The sequence below is a fragment of the Paenibacillus pseudetheri genome (assembly GCF_924513355.1).
GTDB classification, from domain to species: domain Bacteria; phylum Bacillota; class Bacilli; order Paenibacillales; family Paenibacillaceae; genus Paenibacillus_AQ; species Paenibacillus_AQ pseudetheri.
Genome location: NZ_CAKMAB010000002.1, coordinates 121,131 through 146,165, shown reverse-complemented (window position 1 = coordinate 146,165; position 25,035 = coordinate 121,131). Strand labels below are relative to the sequence as shown.

General features: G+C 45.8%; 27 protein-coding genes and 1 riboswitch. Of the genes, 26 read left to right on the top strand and 1 reads right to left on the bottom strand.

Features of this window, described 5'->3' with window-relative positions:
* Positions 1 to 34: 34 nt before the first annotated feature.
* A complete protein-coding gene (locus L1028_RS02145) occupies positions 35 to 1,222 on the top strand; it encodes an FtsW/RodA/SpoVE family cell cycle protein (protein ID WP_234530740.1) in 1,188 nt (395 codons plus the stop codon).
* Between the two features lie 268 nt (positions 1,223 to 1,490).
* Here the strand turns inward: L1028_RS02145 and L1028_RS02140 are convergent, their stop codons facing one another.
* Positions 1,491 to 2,093: a hypothetical protein gene (locus tag L1028_RS02140; protein ID WP_234530738.1), complete on the bottom strand. Its 603-nt coding sequence runs from the start codon at positions 2,091 to 2,093 to the stop codon at positions 1,491 to 1,493.
* Between the two features lie 244 nt (positions 2,094 to 2,337).
* Between L1028_RS02140 and spoIIR the strand changes: the two genes are divergently transcribed.
* The 25 genes from spoIIR (at position 2,338) to L1028_RS02015 (ending at position 25,034) form a co-directional block, all read left to right on the top strand.
* The gene (gene spoIIR / locus L1028_RS02135) at positions 2,338 to 3,093 is read left to right on the top strand and encodes a stage II sporulation protein R (RefSeq protein WP_234530737.1); all 756 of its coding nucleotides are present in this window, start codon (positions 2,338 to 2,340) and stop codon (positions 3,091 to 3,093) included.
* A 207-nt stretch (positions 3,094 to 3,300) separates the two neighbouring features.
* Positions 3,301 to 4,542 (top strand): L-threonylcarbamoyladenylate synthase, encoded by a 1,242-nt coding sequence (locus L1028_RS02130; RefSeq protein ID WP_234530724.1) that lies wholly within the window; start codon positions 3,301 to 3,303, stop codon positions 4,540 to 4,542.
* A gap of 127 nt (positions 4,543 to 4,669) precedes the next feature.
* A complete protein-coding gene (locus L1028_RS02125) occupies positions 4,670 to 5,242 on the top strand; it encodes a manganese efflux pump MntP (RefSeq protein ID WP_234530713.1) in 573 nt (190 codons plus the stop codon).
* A gap of 47 nt (positions 5,243 to 5,289) precedes the next feature.
* Positions 5,290 to 5,877, top strand: a complete 588-nt coding sequence (locus L1028_RS02120) for a low molecular weight protein arginine phosphatase (protein WP_234530711.1) — start codon at positions 5,290 to 5,292, stop codon at positions 5,875 to 5,877.
* 48 nt (positions 5,878 to 5,925) lie between these two features.
* A riboswitch (ZMP/ZTP riboswitch) is annotated at positions 5,926 to 6,008 on the top strand.
* A gap of 74 nt (positions 6,009 to 6,082) precedes the next feature.
* Positions 6,083 to 6,667: a TIGR01440 family protein gene (locus L1028_RS02115; RefSeq protein WP_234530709.1), complete on the top strand. Its 585-nt coding sequence runs from the start codon at positions 6,083 to 6,085 to the stop codon at positions 6,665 to 6,667.
* A gap of 109 nt (positions 6,668 to 6,776) precedes the next feature.
* The gene (locus L1028_RS02110) at positions 6,777 to 8,024 is read left to right on the top strand and encodes a serine hydroxymethyltransferase (protein ID WP_234530707.1); all 1,248 of its coding nucleotides are present in this window, start codon (positions 6,777 to 6,779) and stop codon (positions 8,022 to 8,024) included.
* A gap of 421 nt (positions 8,025 to 8,445) precedes the next feature.
* Positions 8,446 to 9,075, top strand: a complete 630-nt coding sequence (gene upp / locus L1028_RS02105; RefSeq protein ID WP_060625979.1) for a uracil phosphoribosyltransferase — start codon at positions 8,446 to 8,448, stop codon at positions 9,073 to 9,075.
* Between the two features lie 60 nt (positions 9,076 to 9,135).
* Positions 9,136 to 10,296 carry a non-hydrolyzing UDP-N-acetylglucosamine 2-epimerase gene (gene wecB, locus L1028_RS02100; RefSeq protein ID WP_234530705.1) on the top strand — a complete coding sequence of 387 codons (1,161 nt, stop codon included), beginning with the start codon at positions 9,136 to 9,138 and terminating at the stop codon, positions 10,294 to 10,296.
* 177 nt (positions 10,297 to 10,473) lie between these two features.
* Entirely contained in the window at positions 10,474 to 10,707 is a 234-nt protein-coding gene (locus L1028_RS02095; protein ID WP_042192476.1) for an AtpZ/AtpI family protein, read from the top strand.
* Positions 10,700 to 11,077: an ATP synthase subunit I gene (locus L1028_RS02090; protein WP_234530702.1), complete on the top strand. Its 378-nt coding sequence runs from the start codon at positions 10,700 to 10,702 to the stop codon at positions 11,075 to 11,077. The genes L1028_RS02095 and L1028_RS02090 overlap by 8 nt, the downstream gene beginning before the upstream one ends.
* Before the next feature lie 29 nt (positions 11,078 to 11,106).
* Positions 11,107 to 11,874 carry a F0F1 ATP synthase subunit A gene (atpB, locus tag L1028_RS02085; RefSeq protein ID WP_042192471.1) on the top strand — a complete coding sequence of 256 codons (768 nt, stop codon included), beginning with the start codon at positions 11,107 to 11,109 and terminating at the stop codon, positions 11,872 to 11,874.
* Between the two features lie 104 nt (positions 11,875 to 11,978).
* Positions 11,979 to 12,194: a F0F1 ATP synthase subunit C gene (gene atpE / locus L1028_RS02080; protein ID WP_060625974.1), complete on the top strand. Its 216-nt coding sequence runs from the start codon at positions 11,979 to 11,981 to the stop codon at positions 12,192 to 12,194.
* Positions 12,195 to 12,291: 97 nt separating this feature from the next.
* Positions 12,292 to 12,780, top strand: a complete 489-nt coding sequence (gene atpF, locus L1028_RS02075) for a F0F1 ATP synthase subunit B (RefSeq protein WP_060625973.1) — start codon at positions 12,292 to 12,294, stop codon at positions 12,778 to 12,780.
* The gene (locus tag L1028_RS02070; protein ID WP_234530700.1) at positions 12,777 to 13,328 is read left to right on the top strand and encodes a F0F1 ATP synthase subunit delta; all 552 of its coding nucleotides are present in this window, start codon (positions 12,777 to 12,779) and stop codon (positions 13,326 to 13,328) included. The genes atpF and L1028_RS02070 overlap by 4 nt, the downstream gene beginning before the upstream one ends.
* 11 nt (positions 13,329 to 13,339) lie before the next feature.
* Positions 13,340 to 14,851: a F0F1 ATP synthase subunit alpha gene (gene atpA / locus L1028_RS02065; protein ID WP_042131369.1), complete on the top strand. Its 1,512-nt coding sequence runs from the start codon at positions 13,340 to 13,342 to the stop codon at positions 14,849 to 14,851.
* Between the two features lie 194 nt (positions 14,852 to 15,045).
* A complete protein-coding gene (gene atpG, locus L1028_RS02060; RefSeq protein WP_234530699.1) occupies positions 15,046 to 15,915 on the top strand; it encodes an ATP synthase F1 subunit gamma in 870 nt (289 codons plus the stop codon).
* Positions 15,916 to 16,176: 261 nt separating this feature from the next.
* Positions 16,177 to 17,577, top strand: coding sequence for a F0F1 ATP synthase subunit beta (gene atpD / locus L1028_RS02055; protein WP_042192466.1), 1,401 nt, complete (start codon positions 16,177 to 16,179; stop codon positions 17,575 to 17,577).
* A gap of 103 nt (positions 17,578 to 17,680) precedes the next feature.
* Complete coding sequence (locus L1028_RS02050; RefSeq protein WP_042131365.1) at positions 17,681 to 18,097, top strand: F0F1 ATP synthase subunit epsilon; 417 nt, start codon at positions 17,681 to 17,683, stop codon at positions 18,095 to 18,097.
* A 196-nt stretch (positions 18,098 to 18,293) separates the two neighbouring features.
* Positions 18,294 to 18,551, top strand: coding sequence for a DUF1146 family protein (locus L1028_RS02045; protein WP_076285651.1), 258 nt, complete (start codon positions 18,294 to 18,296; stop codon positions 18,549 to 18,551).
* A 200-nt stretch (positions 18,552 to 18,751) separates the two neighbouring features.
* The gene (gene murA, locus L1028_RS02040) at positions 18,752 to 20,128 is read left to right on the top strand and encodes a UDP-N-acetylglucosamine 1-carboxyvinyltransferase (protein ID WP_234530697.1); all 1,377 of its coding nucleotides are present in this window, start codon (positions 18,752 to 18,754) and stop codon (positions 20,126 to 20,128) included.
* A gap of 334 nt (positions 20,129 to 20,462) precedes the next feature.
* Positions 20,463 to 21,614 carry a stage II sporulation protein D gene (gene spoIID, locus L1028_RS02035; protein ID WP_234530666.1) on the top strand — a complete coding sequence of 384 codons (1,152 nt, stop codon included), beginning with the start codon at positions 20,463 to 20,465 and terminating at the stop codon, positions 21,612 to 21,614.
* A 61-nt stretch (positions 21,615 to 21,675) separates the two neighbouring features.
* Positions 21,676 to 22,416: a M23 family metallopeptidase gene (locus L1028_RS02030; RefSeq protein ID WP_234530664.1), complete on the top strand. Its 741-nt coding sequence runs from the start codon at positions 21,676 to 21,678 to the stop codon at positions 22,414 to 22,416.
* A 276-nt stretch (positions 22,417 to 22,692) separates the two neighbouring features.
* The gene (gene spoIIID, locus L1028_RS02025; protein ID WP_234530662.1) at positions 22,693 to 22,980 is read left to right on the top strand and encodes a sporulation transcriptional regulator SpoIIID; all 288 of its coding nucleotides are present in this window, start codon (positions 22,693 to 22,695) and stop codon (positions 22,978 to 22,980) included.
* 129 nt (positions 22,981 to 23,109) lie between these two features.
* Positions 23,110 to 24,108 carry a rod shape-determining protein gene (gene mreB, locus L1028_RS02020; RefSeq protein ID WP_234530660.1) on the top strand — a complete coding sequence of 333 codons (999 nt, stop codon included), beginning with the start codon at positions 23,110 to 23,112 and terminating at the stop codon, positions 24,106 to 24,108.
* Positions 24,109 to 24,155: 47 nt separating this feature from the next.
* Positions 24,156 to 25,034: a flagellar hook-basal body protein gene (locus tag L1028_RS02015; RefSeq protein ID WP_234530658.1), complete on the top strand. Its 879-nt coding sequence runs from the start codon at positions 24,156 to 24,158 to the stop codon at positions 25,032 to 25,034.
* Position 25,035 lies beyond the last annotated feature (1 nt).

Genomic DNA, 25,035 nt, shown 5'->3' with positions numbered 1-25,035 from the left:
AAAGAAGCCCAGATTTAGAGTAGGGAGGCAGAACGTGCTTCAGAAGATTAAAAAAATTGATGGTGCTATCGTAGTCGTTCTGTTATTACTCATGACTGTCAGCATCTTCGCCATATATAGTGTGACACATGGAAGAGAAAAGCTGGACGGACATCATATCCGTATGATGATGTATTATGCAATTGGCTTTATTGCTTTTATTGGAATGACCTTTTTGGATTACAGGATTTTAGTGAAATACGCACTTTATATTTATCTGTTTGGGATTGGGATATTGGTGCTCGTCAGCTTTATGGGCGAAACCAAAAATAATGCCCAAGGCTGGCTGTCCCTCCCTGGAGGCCTGAGCCTTCAGCCCGCCGAGCTGTTTAAGCTGATATTGATTCTATTCCTGGCAACTATGCTCGTCCGTAAGAATAAGAGTAAACTTTTGTTTTGGCGGGATGTTGTGCCGCTGGGACTCTTGACCTTATTTCCGTTTATTATTGTCCTTATGCAGAATGACCTTGGGAATGCCTTGTCTTACATTGTGATTCTTGCAGGCCTGTTGTGGATTGGCAATATTAAATACACGCATGCTTTAATCGGTCTGGTAATTGTGGCTAGCTCTGCGATTGCAGGGATTATGAGTTATATCCATTATCACGACCAAATTAAAACCTTTCTTACGGATATTGGACGATCTCACTGGATTGAACGTTTTGATCCTTGGCTTGTTCCCGAAAAGGCAACAGAAAAGGCTAAGTATCATACCACCAATGCTAGAATTGCTATTGCCTCTGGAGGAATGAGTGGTGATGGCTATATGAAGGGCGATTCCGTTCAAACAAATCGTGTGCCATATACCTACTCGGACTCCATTTTCGTGCAAATTGCCGAGGAATTCGGTTTTGTGGGGGCGGCACTGCTGCTGCTTCTGTACTTTATCCTTATTCACCGAATGATTCTGATTGCGCTAGAGTGTAAGGACAGGGCCGGGCCGTTCCTGATTGTCGGCATTGTCGCGATGATGCTGTATCAGATTTTTGAGAATATTGGCGCGTTTATTGGCTTGATGCCTTTGACGGGTATCACGTTGCCTTTCATCAGCTTTGGCGGTACATCCCTGCTTATCAACATGGCCAGCATTGGTCTGGTAATGAGTGTACGTCTGCATGGTCAGCAAGAGGAAGAAGAACTTCCAGATCCGGTCATAAATCATGTATCGGTTAAAAGTGTCTAGAATAGTCAAGGGTGAGAACCCGAGAGAAGACTGATACTAAAAAGATCAGTAATGAGATAATATTTTTTTGAAACTTAACAAAAGCGCATGCTGATTATCAGCATGCGCTTTTGTATTATGTTGGTTATTAAATTCGGTATATTACAATAGGATATATCTCACTTTAATGAATATTGGCTACAGGAATACTATGCCATACTTTCCGTCGGATAAAAAAATGGAAGCACCAATGGAATCTCCCCGATTTTATTGTATTCAATTTCACTTATCAGTAAGCGTTTAGGAATCCTCCGCCGAATATTTGATTGGGTCCCAGATTAGTGATTAGTAAATAGTATGTTCCTGGAAGAACATTACTCCAACCGATAGTATACGGGCTGCTTTCTGGATAAGGCCAAGACACGGTTCTAACCCCTGCCGATTTACCGCTACTTTTGCTAATCAATTCATAAGAGATGATCGGAACTGCTTCGGTAGGAAAGGAAGTTCTTTGATGTATCGTTGCATAGACATCAGAATTTGAGGTGAAAGTTATTTCACCATTCGTTCTCTTTTGTGTGCCTGAAGCCCATCCATCCATTGTAAAAGTGAAACCTTCCGTATAGGAGAATATGCCTAATGAGTTATTGTTATTTTCATTAAAATTTGGCTGGTTTATATTTTGAGTTTGAGCAGCTTCTTCTTTAATCGATTCAATCTCATCAGCGGTAACTGTTTTTACAAAAGTAGTATCTGATGAGGTGGCTGTTGTCGTAGCACTTTGTTCAACTTGGTTAGTAGAGGCTTCTGCGGCAAATGAGCTTGTAGTATAAATGGAAGTTGAAGCAATGAGTGCCAAAGTCAGAGTAGATACAGTTTTTACTAGTTTCATAATGAACCTCCTTAGATTTTATCTAAATTTGGATATTAAAGAAAAATATAAGTAATATACCGAATAAACCCAATATATCATAGTGATTTTAAAATGTAAAATACTCCATTTATTTCCTTTTGAAGGACTGTTAAGGTCTCACTGAAACTGCTCAATTCTTAAAATCATAGATTCATAGGTTTGCAGTCTCTCATCTCTGGACATACTACTAGCATGAGAGTTAAGAGGAGAGGGGCTGCGACAAATGAACGATAATCATATGAGTAAAAGAGATTCCTTACGTGTAACTTTTAAGTATACTGCCATTTTAATTTGTTTTTTTATGATCGTTATCATGGCCTGGGAAGGTCAAAAAACCGATGCAGCAGTAGCCGAAGTAACGATTCCACAGGATTCTATCCGGCTGCGTATTCTGGCGAATTCGGACGGAACACAAGATCAACTAGTGAAACGGCAAATTCGGGATACAATCGTGGAGCAAATGAACCAGTGGGTAACTGCACTTGAGGACCCACAGAGCTTAGAGCAGGCACGCGCATTAATTAGAACTCATCTACCAGAGCTTAATACACTGGTTGGATCGGAGCTAGAGAAACGTGGCATTCAATATTCTTATAAAGTTGAGCTGGGTGTAGTTCCTTTTCCGACCAAATTATACGGTGGAACAGTCTATCCGGCCGGAGAATACGAGGCTGTTCGGGTAACGCTGGGTGAGGGAAAAGGGCAAAATTGGTGGTGCGTACTGTTTCCGCCGCTGTGCTTTATCGATGCGGGTTCTGGAGATGCGGCGGCACCTGCTGCTAACAAAGGGGCGAAGACCGTCTCGGCTGCCGGGGCAGATAGCGGAGTTAAGGCGCAACCAGCAGTAGGAACAGCTGTACAAGTAGATTCTTCGGCAAAGGATGTTGCGGCAGCGGATTCCGCAGAGCCAGAGGTACGGTTCTTCGTTTGGGAACTGCTGCAAAACCTTTGGAACTGGATTAGCGGATTATGGTCGTAATGCTGATGCTAGCCCTTTGGTTTTGTGGAAATGGTCTATAGTTTTAAACTTAGATATGTTACTATTTCATAAGCAGATCGACTGCGGCGCCTTCAATGGGGCCGCTTTTTGGTAAGATTAGAAGGAATCAATATCCAGAGTATTTATCCTAAGTTTGCAAGAAAAGCTAGTGTTCAATATATATCCTGAAGAAAGCCTGTGATGAGAATGAATGAACCACACGATCCTTTATTCGCTGTTCAGCGGCGGAGTGGAAATAGGAATGAGACTGTATATTGGGAACTGGATTTGTTGGAAGATGCAGCTACGGATTCCGATGTACTTCAGCCAAGTGAGGAGAATAAGTTAGCCATCGTGGATGCAGCTACCATGCTTCGAGAAGGCGGAACGGTCGCTTTTCCGACCGAAACGGTCTACGGTCTTGGAGCGGATGCACGGAATACAGCAGCGGTTGAGGCTGTTTTTGCGGCAAAAGGGCGACCGTCTGATAATCCACTAATCGTGCACATTGCCGATCCAGGAGCTTTGGACGAGCTGGTTACAGAAGTGCATCCTACGGCTGCAGCATTGATGGATGCTTATTGGCCTGGACCGCTGACAGTTGTGCTTCCTGTTCGTGAGGGTGTTTTGTCACCTTGTGTAACGGCAGGACTGGACACGGTAGGTGTGCGTATGCCTGATCATCCGGTAGCTTTGGCGCTGATCGGTGCAGCGGGCTGTCCGGTTGCGGCACCTAGTGCTAACCGTTCCGGTCGTCCGAGTCCGACTTTAGCTTCACATGTGATGGAAGACTTGGCCGGATACATTGGCGGTGTACTTGATGGCGGCGCCGCTGGAGTTGGACTGGAGTCAACTGTGGTGCAGGTGCAACCTGATGGAAAGGTTGCCGTGCTGCGCCCTGGTGGGATTACTTCGGAGCAGTTAGCTGCTGTAGTGGGAGCAGAAGCCGTTGCTGCTGAGCCAGCTGAGGTTAAAAAATTTGGAACTTCCGCATCAGCGGAAGCTCCAGTAGCCACTGCACCGAGGGAGCACCACGGTGTAGAAGCTGTTTCCGACAGCTCGGCGCCACGCGCGCCGGGCATGAAGTACACGCACTACGCGCCGCGCGGCTGGCTCGGTGTAGTGAGCGGATCTTCTCCGCAACGTGTTGCGGATGAAGCCGCGAGTCTGCTTCAGGCGGCTCAGCAGAACGGCGAAGTGACGGGCTTACTCCTCTTCGAGGAGCATAAGCCCCTCTATCCCGTCGATCCTGCCGCCTGCGTTCTTTCCCTCGGCTCGTTATCCTCGCCGGAGGAAGGAGCACGCTCCCTATATGCCGCGCTGCGGCGCTTCGATGAAGCGGGAGCGACTTACATCCTGGCCGAGGCTTGTCCGTATACGGGCCTCGGCACTGCCATTATGAACCGGCTTATGAAGGCAGCCGGTGGTTCCGTCATTGACGCCGGATAGCCACGGCGACCTTTCTATCCAGCTATAGTGTCGGTTCTTAGAATCTGAAATCTCCTATGAAGTCATGATTACCCCCTTGTCCGCATATCGTTGTTGTACAAGATATTTCGGACTTGGGGGGTTAAGCATGGGCATAGGAGATGTATATGCCGGTTGGGGCCAAACAGTTACTATTGCTATAATGGCGATTGCATTAGGAATGGATGCCTTTTCGCTCGGAGTAGGGATCGGGATGAAGGGGATTCGTCTGCTGCATATTCTGCAAATGAGTGTGCTCATTGCTTTTTTTCATATGCTGATGCCTCTTCTGGGGTTATTAACTGGAAGTTATGTCGGACATTTGCTAGGTCAAGTAACAACTTATGCCGCAGGAGGGCTACTTGTACTGTTAGGTGGACATATGGTGTATAACTCCTTTCGTCCGGAAGTGGTGGGTACGCGAGCTATGAATCACCGAACCTTATGGGGAATGCTGCTTCTATCACTCAGTGTAAGTGTGGATTCTTTTTCCGTTGGGGTATCCTTAGGGATGTTTGTGAATGGTGTGCTTCTGACTATACTTGCTTTTGGTGCCTGTGGAGGTCTGATGTCAATTATCGGCCTGCTTCTTGGGCGGCATGTCAGCCGTGGACTCGGGGACTATGGGGAAGCGCTGGGCGGGGCTATTTTATTGGGGTTTGGCTTGCTATTCATCTTTTGATACAATAACGGCATTACAATATTTTAATTTCATGGGGGTGCAAAAGCATGCTGCATATTTTATTCGTCTGCACCGGTAATACATGCCGTAGTCCTATGGCTGAGGGGCTTTTAAGAAAACTCGCGAGGGAACGTGGAATCGACCTGGAAGTGCGGTCTGCAGGTGTATCTGCCATTTCTGGTACTTCTATATCGAGACATGCTGCAGCTATTTTGCAGGAAGAAGGCATTGCTGATCATTTGGAGTCGTCGCAATTAACGGGGCAATCCGTGGCTTGGGCTGATCTTGTACTGACCTTGACCAGTGGGCACAAGCAGCATTTGCTACAGTATTTTCCGGATGCCGTAACGAAAACATATACATTGAAGGAATATGTGCATAATGAAGAAGCCGTGACGGAGGATATTAAGGAATTGGACAGCCTCTACGCAGATGCTGAGTTAAGCATAGCTTTAGGTGGTGAACCCAACGCAACGGATCTACAACGAATGATTGAAATCCGCCAGCGTATCCCAAGCTTTGATATTTCTGATCCATTCGGGGGTACGCGTGAAGATTATGAGCTTACTGCTGCTGAGATTCGCACTTCGTTGTTTAGTTTATTAGATAAACTGGAATCCTTACGCCATTTGTAAATGGTTGATTTTCAGTCCGCTTTGCTTTAAGATGAAAGTACAACTAATCGGTTCCGGTGTAACTGGCGACAAATGTGGATCAAACCACGATGGAGCATCGGAATAAACGGCCGGTCGCCTGGGCAAAAGAGCAAATCCGCAGCTACCTGCGGACTGCTCTTTTTTGTTTAAATGAAGCTTGTTTAAAGCTTGAGGAGGTAGGGTGATGGACAAAGTTGTAGAGTTATCTTTAACTAAAGCTACTGTCACTGTGTTAAGGGAGTTGGCGGAAGCTGGAAACCTTGGATCTGGTAAAATTGTTGTCCTTGGAGTTAGCACTAGTGAGGTCGGTGGTGTCCGTATTGGAACCGGTGGTGCGCTTGAAGTCGCAGAGCAACTGCTTGAAGGGGCTCGTTTGGTCGCAGCGGAAAAAGGATTTCATCTCGTTTATCAGTGCTGCGAGCATTTGAATCGTGCGCTTGTAATGGAACGCTCTTTGCTAGAGTCGCTTGGGCTAAGTGAAGTTTCAGCTGTACCTATACCGGGCGCTGGCGGTTCGATGGCTGCGGCTGCCTATCGCTCTATGAAAGATCCTGTTCTGGCGGAAACAATAGAAGCGCATGCTGGTTTAGACATTGGTGAAACTCTAATAGGTATGCATTTGCGCCGTGTGGCGGTTCCTTTTCGCCCGACCTTACGGTACATTGGAGCAGCTAGAGTGAACGCGGCATGGACCAGACCTCCGCTTATTGGGGGCGAACGTGCGGTTTACCGTACTCTTGAACAGAGTGGTTCACAGGTTTGTGATTGATGAACTTAGATTTATGTTTTTGCAGAAACGTAGACCTAAAGCCTTTTCGTGGCGGGCAAATCGTTTCTATTTAAATCATATCTACACACACTAGGGAGGAAATAAGAACATGGAACAATTACGTAAGAGTGACCCGGCAGTACTGGAAGCAATGGAACTGGAACTGAAACGTCAGCGTGCCAATATTGAGCTTATTGCCTCAGAGAATATTGTTAGCGAAGCCGTAATGGAAGCCATGGGCTCAGTGCTTACGAACAAATATGCAGAAGGCTATCCAGGCAAACGGTATTATGGTGGCTGTGAAGATGTGGATATCGTTGAAAATCTGGCTCGTGATCGTGCAAAAGAATTGTTCGGTGCGGAACATGTCAACGTACAGCCTCACTCTGGAGCACAAGCGAATATGGCTGTATATCTCGCTGCACTTAACCCTGGCGACACGGTTCTTGGCATGAACTTGGCACATGGCGGACATTTAACGCATGGCAGTCCAGTAAATGCTTCAGGATTGCTCTATAACTTCGTAGCTTATGGTGTACAGGAAGATACTTTCCTAATTGATTATGACGAAGTACGCAAAGCAGCCTTCAAGCACCGTCCTAAGTTGATTGTTGCTGGTGCAAGTGCGTATCCGCGTATTATTGATTTCGAAAAACTTGGTGCTATCGCCAATGATGTCGGCGCATTGTTTATGGTAGATATGGCCCATATCGCAGGTCTTGTTGCTGCTGGTCTTCATCCGAGCCCAGTTCCTCATGCTCATTTCGTTACAACTACAACACATAAGACTTTACGCGGTCCTCGCGGAGGTATGATTATGTGCAGACAGCCATGGGCAGCTGCTATCGATAAAGCCGTATTCCCTGGTTCCCAAGGTGGACCGCTGATGCATGTCATTGCGTCAAAAGCAGTTGCATTCGGCGAAGCTTTGCTGCCATCCTTTAAGACTTATGCTGAGAATGTAGTGAAGAATGCAAATGTTCTCGCAGAAACACTGATTAGCGAAGGGGTTAACATTGTATCCGGTGGTACAGATAACCACTTGATGTTGCTTGATACACGTAACCTGAACATTACCGGAAAAGATGCGGAAAAAGTACTAGATTCCATCGGAATCACTGTGAATAAAAACGCAATTCCATTTGATCCTACAAGTCCTTTCGTAACAAGCGGTATTCGTATTGGTACACCTGCGGTCACTTCCCGTGGTATGGACGAGCAAGCTATGGTGGTTATTGGCCGCATTATAGCTAATGTCCTGAAGAATCCGAAGGATGAAGTGAAATTAGCTGAGTCAGCTCGTCAAGTTGCTGATTTGACGGACCAGTACCCACTTTATCCAGAACTGAAATACTAGTTCTTGTTCGTGTTCATTAATAAATCCGCCTCCGCCGAGTCCTGATTTTAGGGTTTGGTGGAGGTTTTTTTGTTGTTTATTGTTCACAATATTCCATGGATGAATTGATGGAAAAACATGAAATCAATCATGAAAGTTCATGGAACTTTCATAAACGATAGTGAAAAAAATGTGAATAGTATGAAAAACGCAAATTTACACAACCTAATCTAGGTTTTATTGCTGGAAAACCATTTGAATTTCCAATACTTACCTTTCTAAGCGAAGAAAATAGAAGGGAAGAGGCTCAGTGTGGATTCAAGTTCCTTTCTAGGTGAAATGCGGCGTTGGGAATGCTATAATAGACAGGATTTAGCCATAGAGAAGCAAAAGTGCTTTCTAGGGTTATAGACACGACTTACAATTACCGGAGGGAAAGTTAATGGGAAAATTGGTGATTTGCGATCATCCTTTAATTCAACACAAACTAACATTTATTCGCGACGTAAGAACAAACACGAAAGATTTCAGAGAGCATGTTGACGAAGTTGCCACATTGATGGCTTATGAGATTACACGTGACATTCCTCTAGAGACCATTACAGTACAAACACCGGTCACTGAAACGGAAAGTAAAGTGATTTCGGGAAGAATGCTTGGGCTTATCCCTATTCTTCGAGCCGGTCTAGGGATGCTTGAGGGCGTTCTGAAGCTTCTCCCTGCTGCTAAAGTAGGACATGTTGGCTTGTTCCGTGATCCGGACACGCTGCAACCGGTTGAGTATTACATCAAGCTTCCTACAGATGTACAGGAACGTGAGCTGATCGTAATTGATCCGATGCTAGCTACAGGAGGATCCGCGATTGCTGCTATTACCTCGCTGAAGAAGCGTGGCTGTACACAAATTAAAATGATGAACCTGATTGCGGCTCCGGAAGGTGTTGCTGCCGTTCAAGAAGCTCATCCGGATGTAGATATTTACGTAGCTGCGCTTGATTCTCATTTGAATGAACATGGATATATCGTCCCAGGACTTGGTGATGCTGGAGACCGTTTGTACGGAACTAAGTAAATAGTAATCCGTAATTGGTAATACGAAGGTTTTTGATTTTTTGATGAGAGGGTAGGGGTTATGTCCAAAATTAAAGTGATGACTATTTTCGGAGTGCGCCCCGAGGCGATCAAGATGGCTCCTTTAGTTCTTGAACTGAAGAAGCATCCTGAGCACATTGAGTCAATTGTATGTGTAACAGCACAGCACAGGGAGTTGCTCGATCAAGTGTTGGAAGTGTTCAATATCACTCCTGATTATGATCTGGATGTGATGAAGGACCGTCAGACGCTTAATGAGATTACTATTCGAGTGCTTGAAGGCTTGGAACCTGTACTCAGAGAGGTTAAACCTGATCTCGTATTGGTGCACGGGGACACATTAACGACGTTCCTTGCAAGTTACGCCTCTTTCCTGCAGCAAATTCAGGTTGGGCACGTAGAAGCAGGACTTCGGACATGGAACAAATTGTCTCCGTATCCTGAAGAAATGAACCGTCAGCTTACAGGTGTATTAGCAGACCTGCATTTCGCTCCAACGGATTGGTCAGCTAGTAATCTGAGACATGAGAACAAAAAAGAATCAAGTATTTATATCACAGGCAACACTGTAACCGATGTGTTTCAATATACCGTACAGCCTGATTACCGGCATCCTGTTTTGGATTTTGCTTCAGGAAAAAAACTAATTTTGATGACTGCTCACCGTAGAGAATCGCAAGGTGAACCTCATCGGAATATCTTCCGAGCTGTCAAAAGAATCGCTGATGAATTCGAAGATGTAGCCATTGTTTATCCTGTGCATCCGAGTCCTGCCGTTAAGGAACCTGCACATGAAATTTTGGGTGGACATCCGAGAATTAAGCTGATTGATCCGCTGGATGTCGTGGATTTGCATAATTTTTATCCGCATACCCACTTGATATTGACCGATTCTGGCGGTTTACAAGAGGAAGCTCCTTCATACGGAGTACCCGTACTTGTGCTTCGTGATACGACGGAGCGTCCTGAAGGGATAGACGCTGGAACGTTAGAACTTGTGGGCACGGACGAGGAGAAGGTGTATGAACGGACACATGCTCTTTTGACTGATAATGAGCTCTATCAGTCGATGAGTCGGGCCGCCAACCCGTACGGAGACGGCAAAGCCTCCCAACGAATTGTCAATGCGATTTTGCACCATTTTGGTATAAATAAGGAGCGTCCTGAAGAGTTTCACAGAATGTTCACAAAAAATAAATAATTTCATTTAAAGTAATATCTGATCTGATTAAAATCAACATACAGTGAAACTGTACGGTTTATATGGTTTTGGAACATTTTGCTGTGATTATTTTCATGTTTTCAAGGGTTTTTGGGCAATGTTCAATGAATTGACAAAGACTCCAGAAATTCAGTAAAATTAGTTGGGATTGTAGCCATGAAAGAACAAAATAGCAGGGACAGCTTGTTACAGACCGCGCTTATCATTGGAAGTGCAGGCACTATACTCGCCGCTTACATTGTTATTGGTTTTTTTGCGGCAAGGTGGCTGAAAGACTTGATGGAGGGGCCAAAATATTGGCTCGCTATTGGCACTATAACCGGAATGATTCTGGGAATTGTGAACGTCGTCCTGTTAATTAAAAAATTTTTGGGGGAGCAGAATGGATAATATGACTCCCATGATCAATACCGTCACTAGAGTTACGCTCGTTCTTATGGCAGGACTCTTAATGGGCTGGGCGCTTCATCATGAGACCAGGGATTTTACGCTGGGCATGACTCTGGGTCTGGTGGCGGGATTGGTAAACTTTCGTTATCTGGCCGTCAAGGTTCGACGGGTAACGCAGTCGATTGCGAGCAACGAAGGGAATGCCTTCAGCCTCGGTTTTGTTACACGGATTAGCTTCGCGATTTTGGTCACCATGTTCGCGGTCAAGATTGAGCATTTCTCCCTGGTAGCAACTATTACGGGCGTATTCATTCCTCAGCTTCTCGCCATTCCTGCGGGGATATATCTGAGTGTGAAGAACAAACTTTAACCAGATTAAAGAGAAAGGGGGATGATACTATGCATGAGATGCCGAAAATCTTTGTCGGGGGAATACCGATAGATATATCAGCCGTATTGATGCTTCTGATCAGTTGTACAGTAGTATTTGTGCTGGTTATGCTGTCGGTTCGTAAGCTTTCGGTTGAGAATCCATCTAAGCTTCAGAATTTTATGGAATGGGTTGTAGAATTTGTAGAGGGTGTCATAAGCAGTGCCATGGACCTGAAGAAAGGAAAACCTTACATATCTTTGGGGCTAACGTTGATTCTGTTTATCTTTGTTTCCAACCTTCTTGGATTGCCTTTCTCAGTTGTAACTGAAGCACATGGACCTGTAACCGTGTTTGGCCATGTGATTGAAGCAACCAGAAACTTGGCGCATGGTGATCATGTTGAGATCTTATGGTACAAGTCGCCGACTGCTGACATTAATATCACTGCAGGATTGGCAATTATTGTGTTTATACTGATGAACTTCCTGGGCATTAAGCTCAACGGAAAGCATTATTTCAAACACTATATTGAGCCGTTTCCAATCTTTTTGCCACTGAACATTATCGAGAACCTGGCAAAACCAGTAGCTCTGGCTATTCGTCTATTTGCTAACATTTTTGCCGGAGAAGTACTGATTACAGTCATTTTGAAGCTGGGGATTCTCAGTATTCCGTTCCTGGCTGTATGGCAAGGCTTCAGTATTTTCGTCGGGGCACTACAGGCGTTTATCTTTACGATTCTGACGATGGTTTATATCGCACAGATGACGATTCACGAAGAAGAAGCACATTAATGAACTGCTGCGAAGAGAACGGCTATCGTCTGATTTTCTTTCGCGGGAGATATCTTATATCATTAAACACATTATGAACCAAAATTAAAGGAGGATATTTACAAATGGAATATTTAGCAGCAGCAATAGCGGTTGGTTTGGGTGCACTTGGTGCAGGTCTTGGTAATGGTATGATCGTTAGTAGAACAGTTGAGTCCATCGCTCGTCAACCAGAAGCTCGTAATGCGCTTCAAACAACAATGTTTATCGGTGTAGGTATCGTCGAAGTTATTCCGTTGGCAGCAACAGTTATCGCATTCCTAATCATGTTTTCATCTTAATAAACCGTATTTACGGTTTGGCGGGGACGGCCGATGCCATCCGCGCCTTACTTTTGTATACGTCCGCATGACGCGGTAATGGAAGGGAGTGACCTCAGTGGAAATTGTTTGGACAAACATCTTATTTTCAATTGTAGCCTTTGGGATTCTATATTTCTTGCTCAGTAAGTATGCGTTCAGCAAACTGTTCGCAGTTATGGAGAAACGCCGTGAGCTAGTAATGCAGCAAATGGATGAAGCTGCGAAGACTAGAGAGCAAGCGGTCGCGTATGTGGAAGAGCAGAAGCAGGCGCTGAACAGTGCACGCCAGGAAGCTCAACAGATTATTCAACAATCGCAAATTACTAGCAATCAACAGGTAGAACAAGCTTTGGCTCAAGCTAAAGTTGAAGCTGCACGCGTCAAAGAAGAGGCCGTGCGCGATATCGAGAACGAGAAGAATAAAGCAGTGGAAGAGTTGCGCAGCGAAATTGGAACGGCATCTGTTCGTATTGCTTCTAAACTTCTTAAAAAAGAAGTTAGTGCTAGCAGTGAGCAGGAGCAGCTTGTGAACCAATACCTCAATGAGGTAGGAGGCCGATCATGAGCCGCGATACGGTAGTTGCCAAGCGCTACGCTAAGGCATTGTACAGTGCAGCGGTAGAGAAGGGGATTACCCTTGAAGTAGAAGAACAGCTCAAGGCAGTGGTCGAAGTATTACATTCAGACCAAGAGGTACAGCGGTTTATTCTTGCACCACGTATCTCGGAGTCCGACAAGCTGAAAGTGCTGCGCGCAGCACTTCAAGATAAGCTCTCTCCTATTGTAATGAACATTGTAGAACTGTTAGTAGAGCGAGGCAGAACCGATATTTTTGCCGAACTGCTGGATACGTATATCAAGATTGAAGGAGACGCTCTTGGCATTGGTGATGCTAAGGTATACTCCGTTTATTCTTTAAGTGAAGAAGAACAAGCGGCTGTAGCTGCAGAATTCGGCCAGCTCGTAAACCGTAAAATTCGGGTTACGAATGTGGTCGATCCAAGCCTGCTGGGAGGACTGAAGGTTTATATCGGCGATACGCTGTATGACGGCAGTCTTTCTAGTAAATTGGAACGTCTCGAGAAATCCTTTAATGATAAGCATAGAAGATAGGGGTGAGGATATTGGGCATCAGACCTGAAGAGATCAGCACTTTGATCAAAAGTCAAATTGAGCAATATAAAGCCGATATCGAAGTTGCCGAAGTGGGCACCGTCATTCAAGTCGGAGACGGTATCGCTCGTGTCTACGGTCTGGAAAACGCAATGGCAGGCGAGTTGCTAGAGTTCTCCAACGGTGTAGTGGGCATGGCGCTCAATCTGGAAGAAAGCAACGTCGGTGTTGTTATTCTGGGTGAGTACAAGGAAATTCGTGAAGGCGATCAAGTAAAACGTACTGGACAAATCATGCAAGTTCCAGTTGGAGAGGCCCTTCTGGGTCGTGTTGTTAACGCACTCGGTATGCCGCTTGACGGTAAAGGCCCAATTCAAACGACGGAGTTCCGTCCGGTTGAGAATAACGCTCCTGGTGTTATCGACCGTAAATCGGTTCATGAGCCAATGCAAACTGGCCTTAAAGCGATTGATGCGATGGTACCAATTGGTCGTGGACAACGCGAACTTATCATTGGTGACCGTCAAACAGGTAAGACTGCAATCGCAATCGATGCGATTATCAACCAAAAAGGCAACGGAATGAAATGTATTTATGTTGCCATTGGACAAAAACAATCAACAGTAGCACAGGTTGTAGAAACTCTCCGCCGTCATGGCGCGTTGGAATATACAATCGTTGTAACTGCTTCGGCTTCAGAGCCATCCCCACTATTGTATATTGCTCCATACGCAGGTTGCGCAATGGGCGAGTACTTTATGTACAAGGGCGAACACGTACTGATCATTTATGATGACCTTTCAAAACAAGCTTCGGCTTATCGCGAATTGTCCTTGCTGCTTCGTCGTCCACCGGGTCGTGAAGCGTTCCCTGGTGACGTGTTCTACTTGCACTCCCGTCTTTTGGAACGTGCGGCTAAGCTTAGTGATGAGCTTGGTGGTGGTTCATTAACCGCGCTTCCGTTCATCGAAACACAAGCATCTGACGTATCGGCTTACATTCCTACGAACGTAATCTCGATTACAGATGGTCAAATCTTCCTTGAATCCGATCTGTTCTACTCTGGTCAACGTCCGGCGATCAACGTCGGTATCTCCGTTTCCCGTGTAGGGGGCTCCGCTCAGATTAAAGCGATGAAGAAGGTAGCTGGCTCGCTCCGTTTGGATCTTGCTCAATATCGTGAACTTCAAGCTTTCTCACAGTTCGGCTCAGATCTTGATAAATCTACGCTTGCTCGTCTGAATCGCGGAGCACGTATGATGGAAGTTCTGAAACAAGGTGTAAATCAGCCGTTGTCTGTTGAGCATCAAGTGCTTAGCTTGTACACAGCTGTAAAAGGATACTTGGATGATATTCCTGTTAAAGACGTAAAACGTTTTGAAAAGGAATTCCTTGCTTACATGGATAGCAGTGCTGCTGAAGTTGCTCAATCCATCAGAGATACCAAGGATTTGACAGCAGATAACGAAGCCGCTCTTAAAGCAGCAATTGATAAATTTAAAAGAGGCTTTGCTACTAGCTAATATAGATCGTACCTAAACGAATCTTACTAAGTGAGCTTTGGCTCTGCCGAAGCTCAGGCTATTACTTATAAAGTTGGCTTTGAATTCGTCAAAGCTAAGAAGATGCTTACGAAGTTAGCTTTGACTTCGTCAAAGCCAAGAAGATGCTTACGAAGTTAGCTTTGACTTCGTCAAAGCTTTAAGGTGGTGAAATCATGGCAAGAAGCATGCGTGATATTAAACGTCAAATTAAGAGTGTTCAAAACACAAGACAGATCACAAAAGCGATGGAAATGGTAGCCGCCTCCAAGCTGAGAAAAGCCCAGGAGAAGGCAATTGCCGCCCGTCCTTATGCTGAGAAGCTGAAAGAGGTTGTATCGAGCATTGCTGCTGGTACAGAAGGCGTTCAGCATCCCATGCTGGTCAGTCGCCCTGTGAAAAAAACTGGTTATCTTATCGTGACCTCTGATAGAGGGCTTGCGGGAGGATACAACGCTAATATTTTACGTAAGGTGACGATGCTCATCGCGGAAAGACATAAATCCAAAGATGAGTACGCCTTGTTCGTAATCGGTCGTAAAGGCCGTGACTTCTTACGCCGCCGTGAATATCCGATTGTACAGGAAGTTACTGAGCTATCGGATGCGCCGAAATTTGCTGATATTAAGTCTATTGCTAATTCGGCAGTACAACAGTTTGTAGATGGTACGTATGATGAGTTGTACGTTTGTTACAACCAATTCGTCAATGCGATTACCCAGATCCCAACCGTTGATCGACTGTTGCCAATGGAAGGCGTAGGAAATCATGAGCAACATGAAGCGACTGCAAATTACGAATATGAACCTTCACCAGAAGGCGTACTCGAAGTACTACTTCCGAAATACGCCGAAACTTTGATTTATAGCGCAATTCTGGATGGCAAGGCCAGTGAGCTGGGTGCGAAAATGACAGCGATGGGCAGTGCAACAAAGAACGCGTCGAAAATGATCGGAGAACTTACCCTTACGTACAACCGTGCCCGTCAGGCGGCAATTACGCAGGAAATTACCGAGATCGTGGCCGGAGCGAACGCTCAGTCTTAAAAATACAAGAACAGTTAAGCAGCGTGCTTGACTAGCCTTGTATTTTACGAGAAACAGTGCCGCATGGAGCGATACATAGTATCGCCCGCTTCTGGAGTATGGCTCCTTAAGAACGGCACTGCAGTTCTTCTTAAAATATAAGAAAGTATAGGTTTTACACTATACAAAACACTTATATTTCTACGGGAAACGGTTGTCATCTTTATATGACGACAACGTCGTTTCTTCTTGATGTAATAGCTTTCGAGGAGGGAAATGAAGATGAACAAAGGACGCGTTGTAAGCATTATGGGTCCGGTTGTCGATATTGAATTTGAACGCGGCCAATTGCCCGAGATATTCAACGCTATCAAAATTGAAACCGTCTTGGACAATGGTCGCCAGATTAACCTAACACTTGAGGTTTCCAATCACTTGGGAGACAATTTGGTACGTTGTATCGCGATGTCTTCTACAGATGGTCTGGTTCGCGGACTGGATGCGATTGACCAAGGTGGTCCTATTTCGGTTCCTGTAGGGGAAGCGACATTAGGCCGGGTATTTAACGTACTTGGAAATCCAATTGATAACGCTGGTGAAGTTGTTGCTGAAATAAAGAACCCGATTCACCGTTTGGCTCCGACATTTGATGAATTGTCGACACAAGCCGAAATTTTGGAAACGGGTATTAAAGTTATCGACTTGCTTGCACCTTACGCTAAGGGCGGTAAAGTTGGTCTGTTCGGCGGAGCCGGTGTAGGTAAAACAGTAACGATTCAAGAATTGATTAATAACATTGCCCAAGAACATGGCGGTATTTCCGTATTCGCGGGTGTGGGTGAACGTACTCGTGAAGGTAATGACCTTTATCACGAAATGACGGACTCCGGCGTTATTAAGAAAACAGCAATGGTGTTCGGACAAATGAATGAGCCCCCAGGCGCGCGTCTACGCGTAGCTTTGACCGGTCTTACTATGGCGGAGTATTTCCGTGATGTAGAAGGTCGCGATACGCTGCTCTTTATCGATAATATATTCCGCTTTACCCAAGCGGGTTCCGAAGTATCCGCTCTTCTCGGACGTATGCCGTCCGCGGTAGGTTACCAACCAACCCTGGCTACTGAAATGGGTCAGTTGCAAGAGCGTATCACTTCTACCAAAAAAGGCTCCGTTACTTCCATTCAAGCAATCTACGTACCAGCGGATGACTACACTGACCCTGCTCCGGCAACGGCGTTTGCTCACTTGGATGCAACAACCAACCTTGAGCGTAAGATTTCCGAGAAGGGGATTTTCCCAGCGGTTGATCCACTGGCTTCCAGCTCCCGTCTGCTAGCTCCGGAAATTGTTGGTGAAGAGCATTACAATGTGGCACAAGGTGTTAAACAATTGCTGCAACGTTATACCGAACTTCAAGACATCATTGCCATTTTGGGTATGGATGAATTGAGTGAGGATGATAAGGTTATCGTAGCCCGTGCTCGTAAAGTTGAGCGGTTCCTGTCACAGCCTTTCCACGTAGCTGAACAGTTTACCGGCTTTAAGGGTAAATACGTGCCAATCAAAGAAACAGTACGTAGCTTTAAGGAAATCCTGGATGGTAAGCATGATGATCTTCCAGAAGCAGCGTTCCTTTTTGTGGGTACAATCGAAGAAGCGGTTGAAAAAGCGAAATCGATGTAACACTGAGCTTAGTGAATGCTTTCGAAGCGAGCTTTACTTCGTAAAGCTAAGTGTATGCTTTCGATGAGAGCTTTACTTCGTAAAGCTTTAAGGAGGAATGGAAGTGAATACCTTTTTGTTGGAAATTGTCACGCCGGAGCATCTCGTCTATTCTAAACAAGTGAATAGCTTGACAGTACGGGGAGTCGAAGGCGAGTTGGGTATTTTGCCGGGACACATTCCGCTTGTGACTCCACTTCAGGTTGCTCCGTTATCCGTCAAATCGGACGGTGTTACGATCTCCATCGCCGTTCATGGCGGTTTCGTTGAAGTGCATAAGGACAAAGTAACAGTGCTGGCCGAAAGTGCCGAGCTGCCAACCGATATTGATGTTGAACGCGCCGAAGCTGCTAGAGAACGCGCTCAGCGCCGTCTCCAGACTCGTAGCAAACAAGATGATATCGATCACCGCCGTGCGGAGTTGGCGCTGCAACGCGCTGTTACACGGATTAAAGTGTCCACTGGTAAAGGACAGCAGTAGGATATAAGCGGTCAAGCTCTAAGCTTGACTGCTTTTTTTGTTATATTAATCTATGTAGTAAATGTTAGGATTTATTCATTTTCTTGGATATTTGCATTGAATTGTTTAAAAATTTGTAAAAGTACTGGATTCTTTTGCCCTGCGCAAGTATGATATAAGAGTCGATTTCCGAGTAATACGAACACGGAGGGTTAGCATGGGGGATATATTGTCCAATGGATGGTCTAGTGCCGCTGGAACCAGCAGCATGATCTCAATGATTGTTTCTTTGCTCAGTGTTGTATTATCTTGGTGGGCATTGCAGAACCTTAAGCTGGATTTGGTCATAAGATATCCTAAGAGTCCTCAAGGAAGGCTGCTGCACTTGCTTCTGGCTATTGTACTTGGTCGTTTTGTTGCAGGATTCTTTCTGGATTACCTTAGCTGGAGTGGGATGATCCGCTATATGTTTTAGGAATATGTAGTTTGGTTATAAGTGTCATAGGTCGCAATGGTCAAAAAGTGTCGAATAATAAGGTTTTATTATGTCAACACTGAACTTTAAGGAACATGCCCGGCTAAATGGGCGTATTGATGGAGTATGCGAATTTTTTTGCAATTACTTTTAATCAAAAAAATAATTTAAGAAATAATGGACGCGGAGGGAAACCGAAAATGAGCAAATTTATCGTCCGCGGTGGCAACAGATTGACCGGGAGCGTGAAAGTTAGCGGCGCAAAAAATTCCGTATTACCGATCATAGCCGCCTCTCTATTGGCAGAAGAAGGAGTAAGCGTCATTGTGGACGCACCTCCGCTTGATGATGTAATGACGATCTCAAAAATGTTGGAATCTTTGGGTGCAGGGGTTACATATCAAAACGATATTATCCAGGTGGATGCTACAAACATCACTTCCTGTGAAGCACCTTATGAATGGGTACGGAAAATGCGGGCATCTTTTTTAGTCATGGGCCCACTGTTATCACGGCTTGGTCATACAAGAATTTCTTTGCCTGGCGGCTGCGCCATTGGCACACGACCGATTGATCAGCATTTGAAAGGATTTGAAGCGCTTGGTGCGGAGATTAGTCTCGGCCAGGGCTATATTGAAGCGAAAAGTAACGGTCGCCTGCGCGGAGCCAAAGTGTATTTGGATGTAGCTAGCGTGGGTGCGACCGAAAATATAATGATGGCAGCGGCACTCGCCGAAGGTGTGACTGTGATTGAGAATGCGGCTAAGGAGCCTGAAATTGTCGACCTGGCCAATTATTTGAATGGTATGGGCGGAATCGTGCGCGGTGCGGGAACAGGTGTTATCCGTATCGAAGGTGTAGAACGTCTGCATGGTGTTAAACATCATGTGATTCCTGACCGTATTGAAGCCGGTACCTATATGGCTGCCGCAGCAATTACAGGTGGGGACGTATATGTGGAAGGTGCAATCGCTGATCACTTGGGACCTGTTATTGCTAAGATGGAAGAGATGGGCGTGACCATCATTCCTGATGAGAATGGGGTTCGTGTAATTAGTGACAAACCTCTTAAAGCTGTTGATTTGAAGACTTTGCCGTATCCAGGCTTTCCAACGGATATGCAGTCACAAATGATGGCATTATTGCTGCGCTCTGAAGGAACCAGTGTCGTCACGGAAACTGTATTCGAGAACCGGTTCATGCATGTGGATGAATTCCATAACATGAATGCTGAGATTAAGATCGAAGGTCGCTCAGCAATCGTTACAGGTAATGCGCAATTGGTCGGAGCCAAAGTTTGTGCTACGGATTTACGTGCGGGAGCTGCGCTTATTTTGGCAGGTCTTGTTGCTGAAGGAACTACTGAGGTAAGCGGAACTCATCATATCGACCGTGGATATGTACATTTGGCTGAGAAGCTGTCTGGACTAGGTGCGGAAATATGGCGTATCTCCATGGAAGACACAGCCGCGCAAACGGCGAAGGACGAAACTCTTAAACCAGAAGTCGCCAAAAGCCAATTAAGCAAAAGCGATGAGGTTAAACCTCGCTTTCAGGTTCAAGCAACTTGGGTATAATATCAGTCATTAGGTGAGAGCAGGCTGCAGCGATGCGGCCTGTTCTTTTTTAAAATATAAGAGTTTATATGTTCTACGCTATAAATTATCCTTATATTTCTCGCATAAACGCTTACCGTCCTTATAGGGACACCGAAGGCGTTTTTGCTTGTATTATTAGAAAGTAAACCTGAATCCTCATCTAATGGGGATTTTTTTCGTTTGTAATTTTTTAACGCGGGGCATAGTGATAGATACGAGAAAGCTACTCTCTTTCTCTCAAATATTGTTCTAGTAGTTGCTGTAAATTCATATCTATAAGAATCAACAGCGACTCACGGAAGGAGCCATAGAGATGAAAGATTTCCGCTACTTGCGACGTAACAAGTCAACGCGCTGGCACTCGCGTCCCCTTGCTCCCCGGCTCAGGCGCCTCGGTCCCGTCGCCTGGCTCGCAGCGCCTATCCTGGCGGCGCTGCTGATTCCACTGGCGGTTATCCCGCTGCACCGGGGACAACCGGCGCCTCCGGCCTTGCCGACGGCCACGGCCGCACCAGCCGCACCGGCGGGGCCGGAGGCGGCTGCGCAGGAAGTGCCGCAGCCGAAGGTCTCCGTCTATTTGTCGCGTAGCGGACAAATAGAGACGTTGCCGCTGGAGGAATACGTCAGCGGCGTGCTTGCGGCCGAGATGCCGGCCAGCTTTGAGCTTGAAGCGCTCAAAGCGCAGGCCGTAGCGGCCCGCACCTTTATCCTTCGCCGCCTGCTGGCTGGCGACAGAAGCGGCGTCCCCGTTCCGGGGGCGGATGTAACAGATACGGTAAGCCATCAGGCTTACGTATCTAAGGACACGCTGGAACGGAAGTGGAAGCTCGGCGGAAGAAGCGCCGACCTCGCAAAGCTTCAGCGCGCGGTCCTTGAAACGCGCGGTGTCATTATGACCTATAAAGGGCAGCCGATTACGGCCTCCTTTTTCGCCTCCAGTGGAGGATATACCGAGAACTCGGAAGAATACTGGAATGCAGCGATTCCCTATCTGCGCAGTGTAACTAGTCCTTGGGAGAAAGAGATTACCCCAAACTATGCGGTGACATCTACATTCACCATCTCGGAAATACTTACTAGACTTGGGCTAAACGACAGAGTAATTCCTGCTTCAAAAAATACTACCCAATCAGGCATGACAAAAAATATCTCTACCTCCTCTGAATTGCCGGTAGAAGTGTTGTCTCTTACCACTGGACATCGGGTTAAGGAAATCTCTATTGGAGGTACTATTTTTACTGGAAGAGAAGTGCGAGAGAAGCTAGGGTTACGTTCCAGCCAATTCAGTTGGGGTAGAAAAGGGAATAAAGTCTATATAACTACCTTCGGAAATGGGCATGGTGTGGGAATGAGTCAGTGGGGAGCAAATGGGATGGCGAAGGAAGGCGAAACGGCTACTCAAATTCTCAAACACTATTACAGTGGTATCTCTTTTACGCAAATCTCAACTCTTCTGAAAAAATAACTTGAAAGATACGTATAAAAGATAGAAGCCCGGTAACACTGGTTACTGAGGTGATAACCATATGAATGAACAAGACAAAAACAAAACAAACCATGATGAATCTCTCAAAAAATCACAGGGAGATTTAGGTGCTAAGCCTTCTTCATGGAGCAAGATGTTATCTAAACGTTGGGTGTTCCCAGCAGTCTACACGGCGGCAGCGGCAATTATACTAACCTTGGTGTGGGTCTATCAGGATGCCGGCCAAAAACCGCTGGGCCAGGACACCGCCGCCACATCACAACAAGTAGGAGCTTCGACTAACGAAGCTGGTACTGCAAACAGTAATCCAGATGCCCTTGAAGTTCTTGCTTCAGCGGAAAGCTTGGTTTGGCCAGTAGCTAATCCAGGTGAAGTAGAAGTGGTCAAACCGTATTATGATGAGAATGGTACAGAGGACAATCATGTTGCCGCAATGGTGCAGTATAACGACAAATTTATTCCTAATGTCGGTATCGATCTTGCCCGTGAAGACAACAATACGTTCGACGTCAAAGCAGCGCTTAGCGGTGAAGTTACTAGAGTGGACGATGTTGCAGTGTTAGGTAAGGTCATTGAGATTACCCATCAAGGTAATATGAAGACCGTGTACCAAAGTCTTGGCGACACGAAAGTTAAAAAAGGCGATGTTGTGAAGCAAGGAGATACGCTTGCAACCGCAGGTCGCAGTGAGATCGAGAAGGACCTTGGCAATCATGTACACTTTGAAGTGTATAAGGATGGCAACGTAGTTAATCCATCTGAGTTACTGCCAGGTCGATAAGAATATCTACTGCAGGGGGCTAACGCCCCCTGTTATGCTTGTGTGTAAATAAGGCTCTTCGTAAGCAGCGTGCTTATAAAGAGCCTTATTTTTATATGAGAAACGGTTGTTGTCTTTAAAGGACTAACGACGTTCCGTCTTGCTAATAACAAGGCTTCTTGGGTTGTCCATTAAATAAAATGAGCCCTCATAGGCTTGTCATGTCTTGAAAGCGCGAATATATAAGCCCGCCCCTCATATAATGTACCAAACTATCCACAGTTGGGAGGCGGGAGCGTGCACGATTACATCAAGGAACGTACGATCAAAATCGGACGCTGCATCGTGGAAACCAGGCATACAGTCCGGACCATAGCCAAAGAATTTGGCGTTTCAAAGAGCACGGTGCACAAAGACTTGACGGAGCGTCTGCCAGAGATCAACCCTGATCTGGCCGATCAGGTGAAGCACATTCTTGAATATCACAAATCCATCCGACATCTTCGGGGGGGAGAAGCCACAAAAATTAAATATAAAAAAACGACGGGGAAAAAACGTGAGGTTGCTGTAGCATCAAAGACATGAGATTTTCGGAAATTTAAGGAAATATTGAGCTTTAAAACATTGTGTAGTTCCCCTAAAGTATGTTATTTTTAAATTTAGTACTAACTGCTGTTTTTTCAATTAAAATAACACTTTGGGGGCTCTTTCATTATGTTTAGCAAGGATATCGGAATCGACCTCGGCACGGCCAATGTGCTCATACATGTTAAGGGAAGGGGAGTCGTTCTGGATGAACCTTCCGTGGTCACACTTGAAAGTGATACGAAGAGAGTCCTTGCGGTGGGAGAACAGGCACGTCGCATGGTTGGGCGTACACCCGGAAATATAACAACTATCCGTCCTTTACGGGATGGTGTCATTGCAGATTTTGAAGTCACGGAAATGATGCTGAAGTATTTTATCGACCGTGTTGGCGGTCGCACCTGGTATTCACGGCCTCGCATTCTGATATGCGCCCCTACAAATATTACATCTGTAGAACAAAAGTCCATTCGGGAAGCGGCAGAACGTAGTGGGGCTAAGGAAGTATTTATGGAAGAAGAGCCAAAGGCCGCTGCGATTGGAGCGGGAATGGACATTTATCAGCCAAGTGGAAACATGGTCGTCGATATCGGTGGCGGAACGACAGATGTAGCCGTACTTTCTATGGGCGACGTCGTTACCGCTTCTTCGATTAAAGTCGCTGGAGACAAGTTCGATGAGGCCATTTTAAGATATATTAAACAAAAGTATAAATTGTTGATCGGTGAACGGACAGCAGAGGATATTAAGGTTACTATTGGTACGGTTCGACCTGGTTTGATGAAGTCCGAAATGGATATTCGTGGCCGGGACATGGTAAGCGGACTTCCCCAAACGCTCACTATTACGGCGGCTGAGGTTAAGGATGCATTATGGGATCCGGTTTCTTCCATTGTGGCTGCAGCAAAATCGGTACTGGAGCGTACACCACCAGAATTGTCTGCGGACATTATTGACCGGGGTGTTGTTCTTACTGGTGGAGGCGCTTTGCTTAACGGATTGGACGAGCTGCTCTCAGAAGAATTACATGTACCTGTCTGGGTAGCGGAAGACCCTATGCATTGTGTAGTAAAGGGAACAGGGATTATGCTGGATAATTTGGACAAGGTCGTTAAGAAAAAGTTCTAAGCAGCCGATATAAAAAGTAGCATTAGATTCGGAAGGAGACTACCTTCATGATAAGAGGATTATATACGGCTGCTGCAGGTATGGTTACGCAGCAACGTAGACACGATACGGCAACACAGAACATCGCTAACTTAAATACAACGGGATACAAGCAGGTTGATAGTGTTAATCATGCTTTTCCGGATGTCTTGATCTCGGCTATGATTAATGGCAATACCGCGCCGGTGGGGCGTCTTAACACGGGGGTTTTTGCAGAACAGTCGATATCCCAATATTTACAGGGTGATTTAAGGGAGAGCGGCAAGTCTATGGATTTTGCTTTATCTACGGATTTGCAAGTCGCCGACCCTGTGACGGGTCAAAATATAGCTTTTGATGGTTCGGGGAAATATGTGAGTGCTGATGGTGAGGTTATTTACCGTCCACAGGCCTTCTTTACCGTTCAGGATGCTGAGGGTAATAACTTATTTACTCGAAATGGAAGCTTCACAGTAAATGCGGCTACGGGAGAAGTGTTGAGCAGTGGAGGCTTCAAGGTTCTGGATTCCACTGGCAAGCCTCTTGTCTTGACAGGAAATCAGGACACCCTTAAAGTGGACGGGCAGGGTAATGTACTAAATCCAGAAACAGGACTTCCGACAGGGACCAAGATTGGTGTGAGTGTAGTTACAAAGCCACAGGAGCTTGTGCGTGATGGTAAAGGTGTGTTTCACGCTGATGATATAGCGGCGGCGGACATTCGTTACTCCAATGCAACTGATAATTTACAGGTGCGTCAAGGGTATTTAGAGGGCTCCAATGTTGACCCTACTCAGGTTACTGTAGATTTGAATGCCGCATACCGGGCATATGAAGCGAACCAAAAGATCGTCCAATACTATGATAGCAGCTTGCAGAAGGCTGTAACTGAAGTCGGCAGGGTATAAG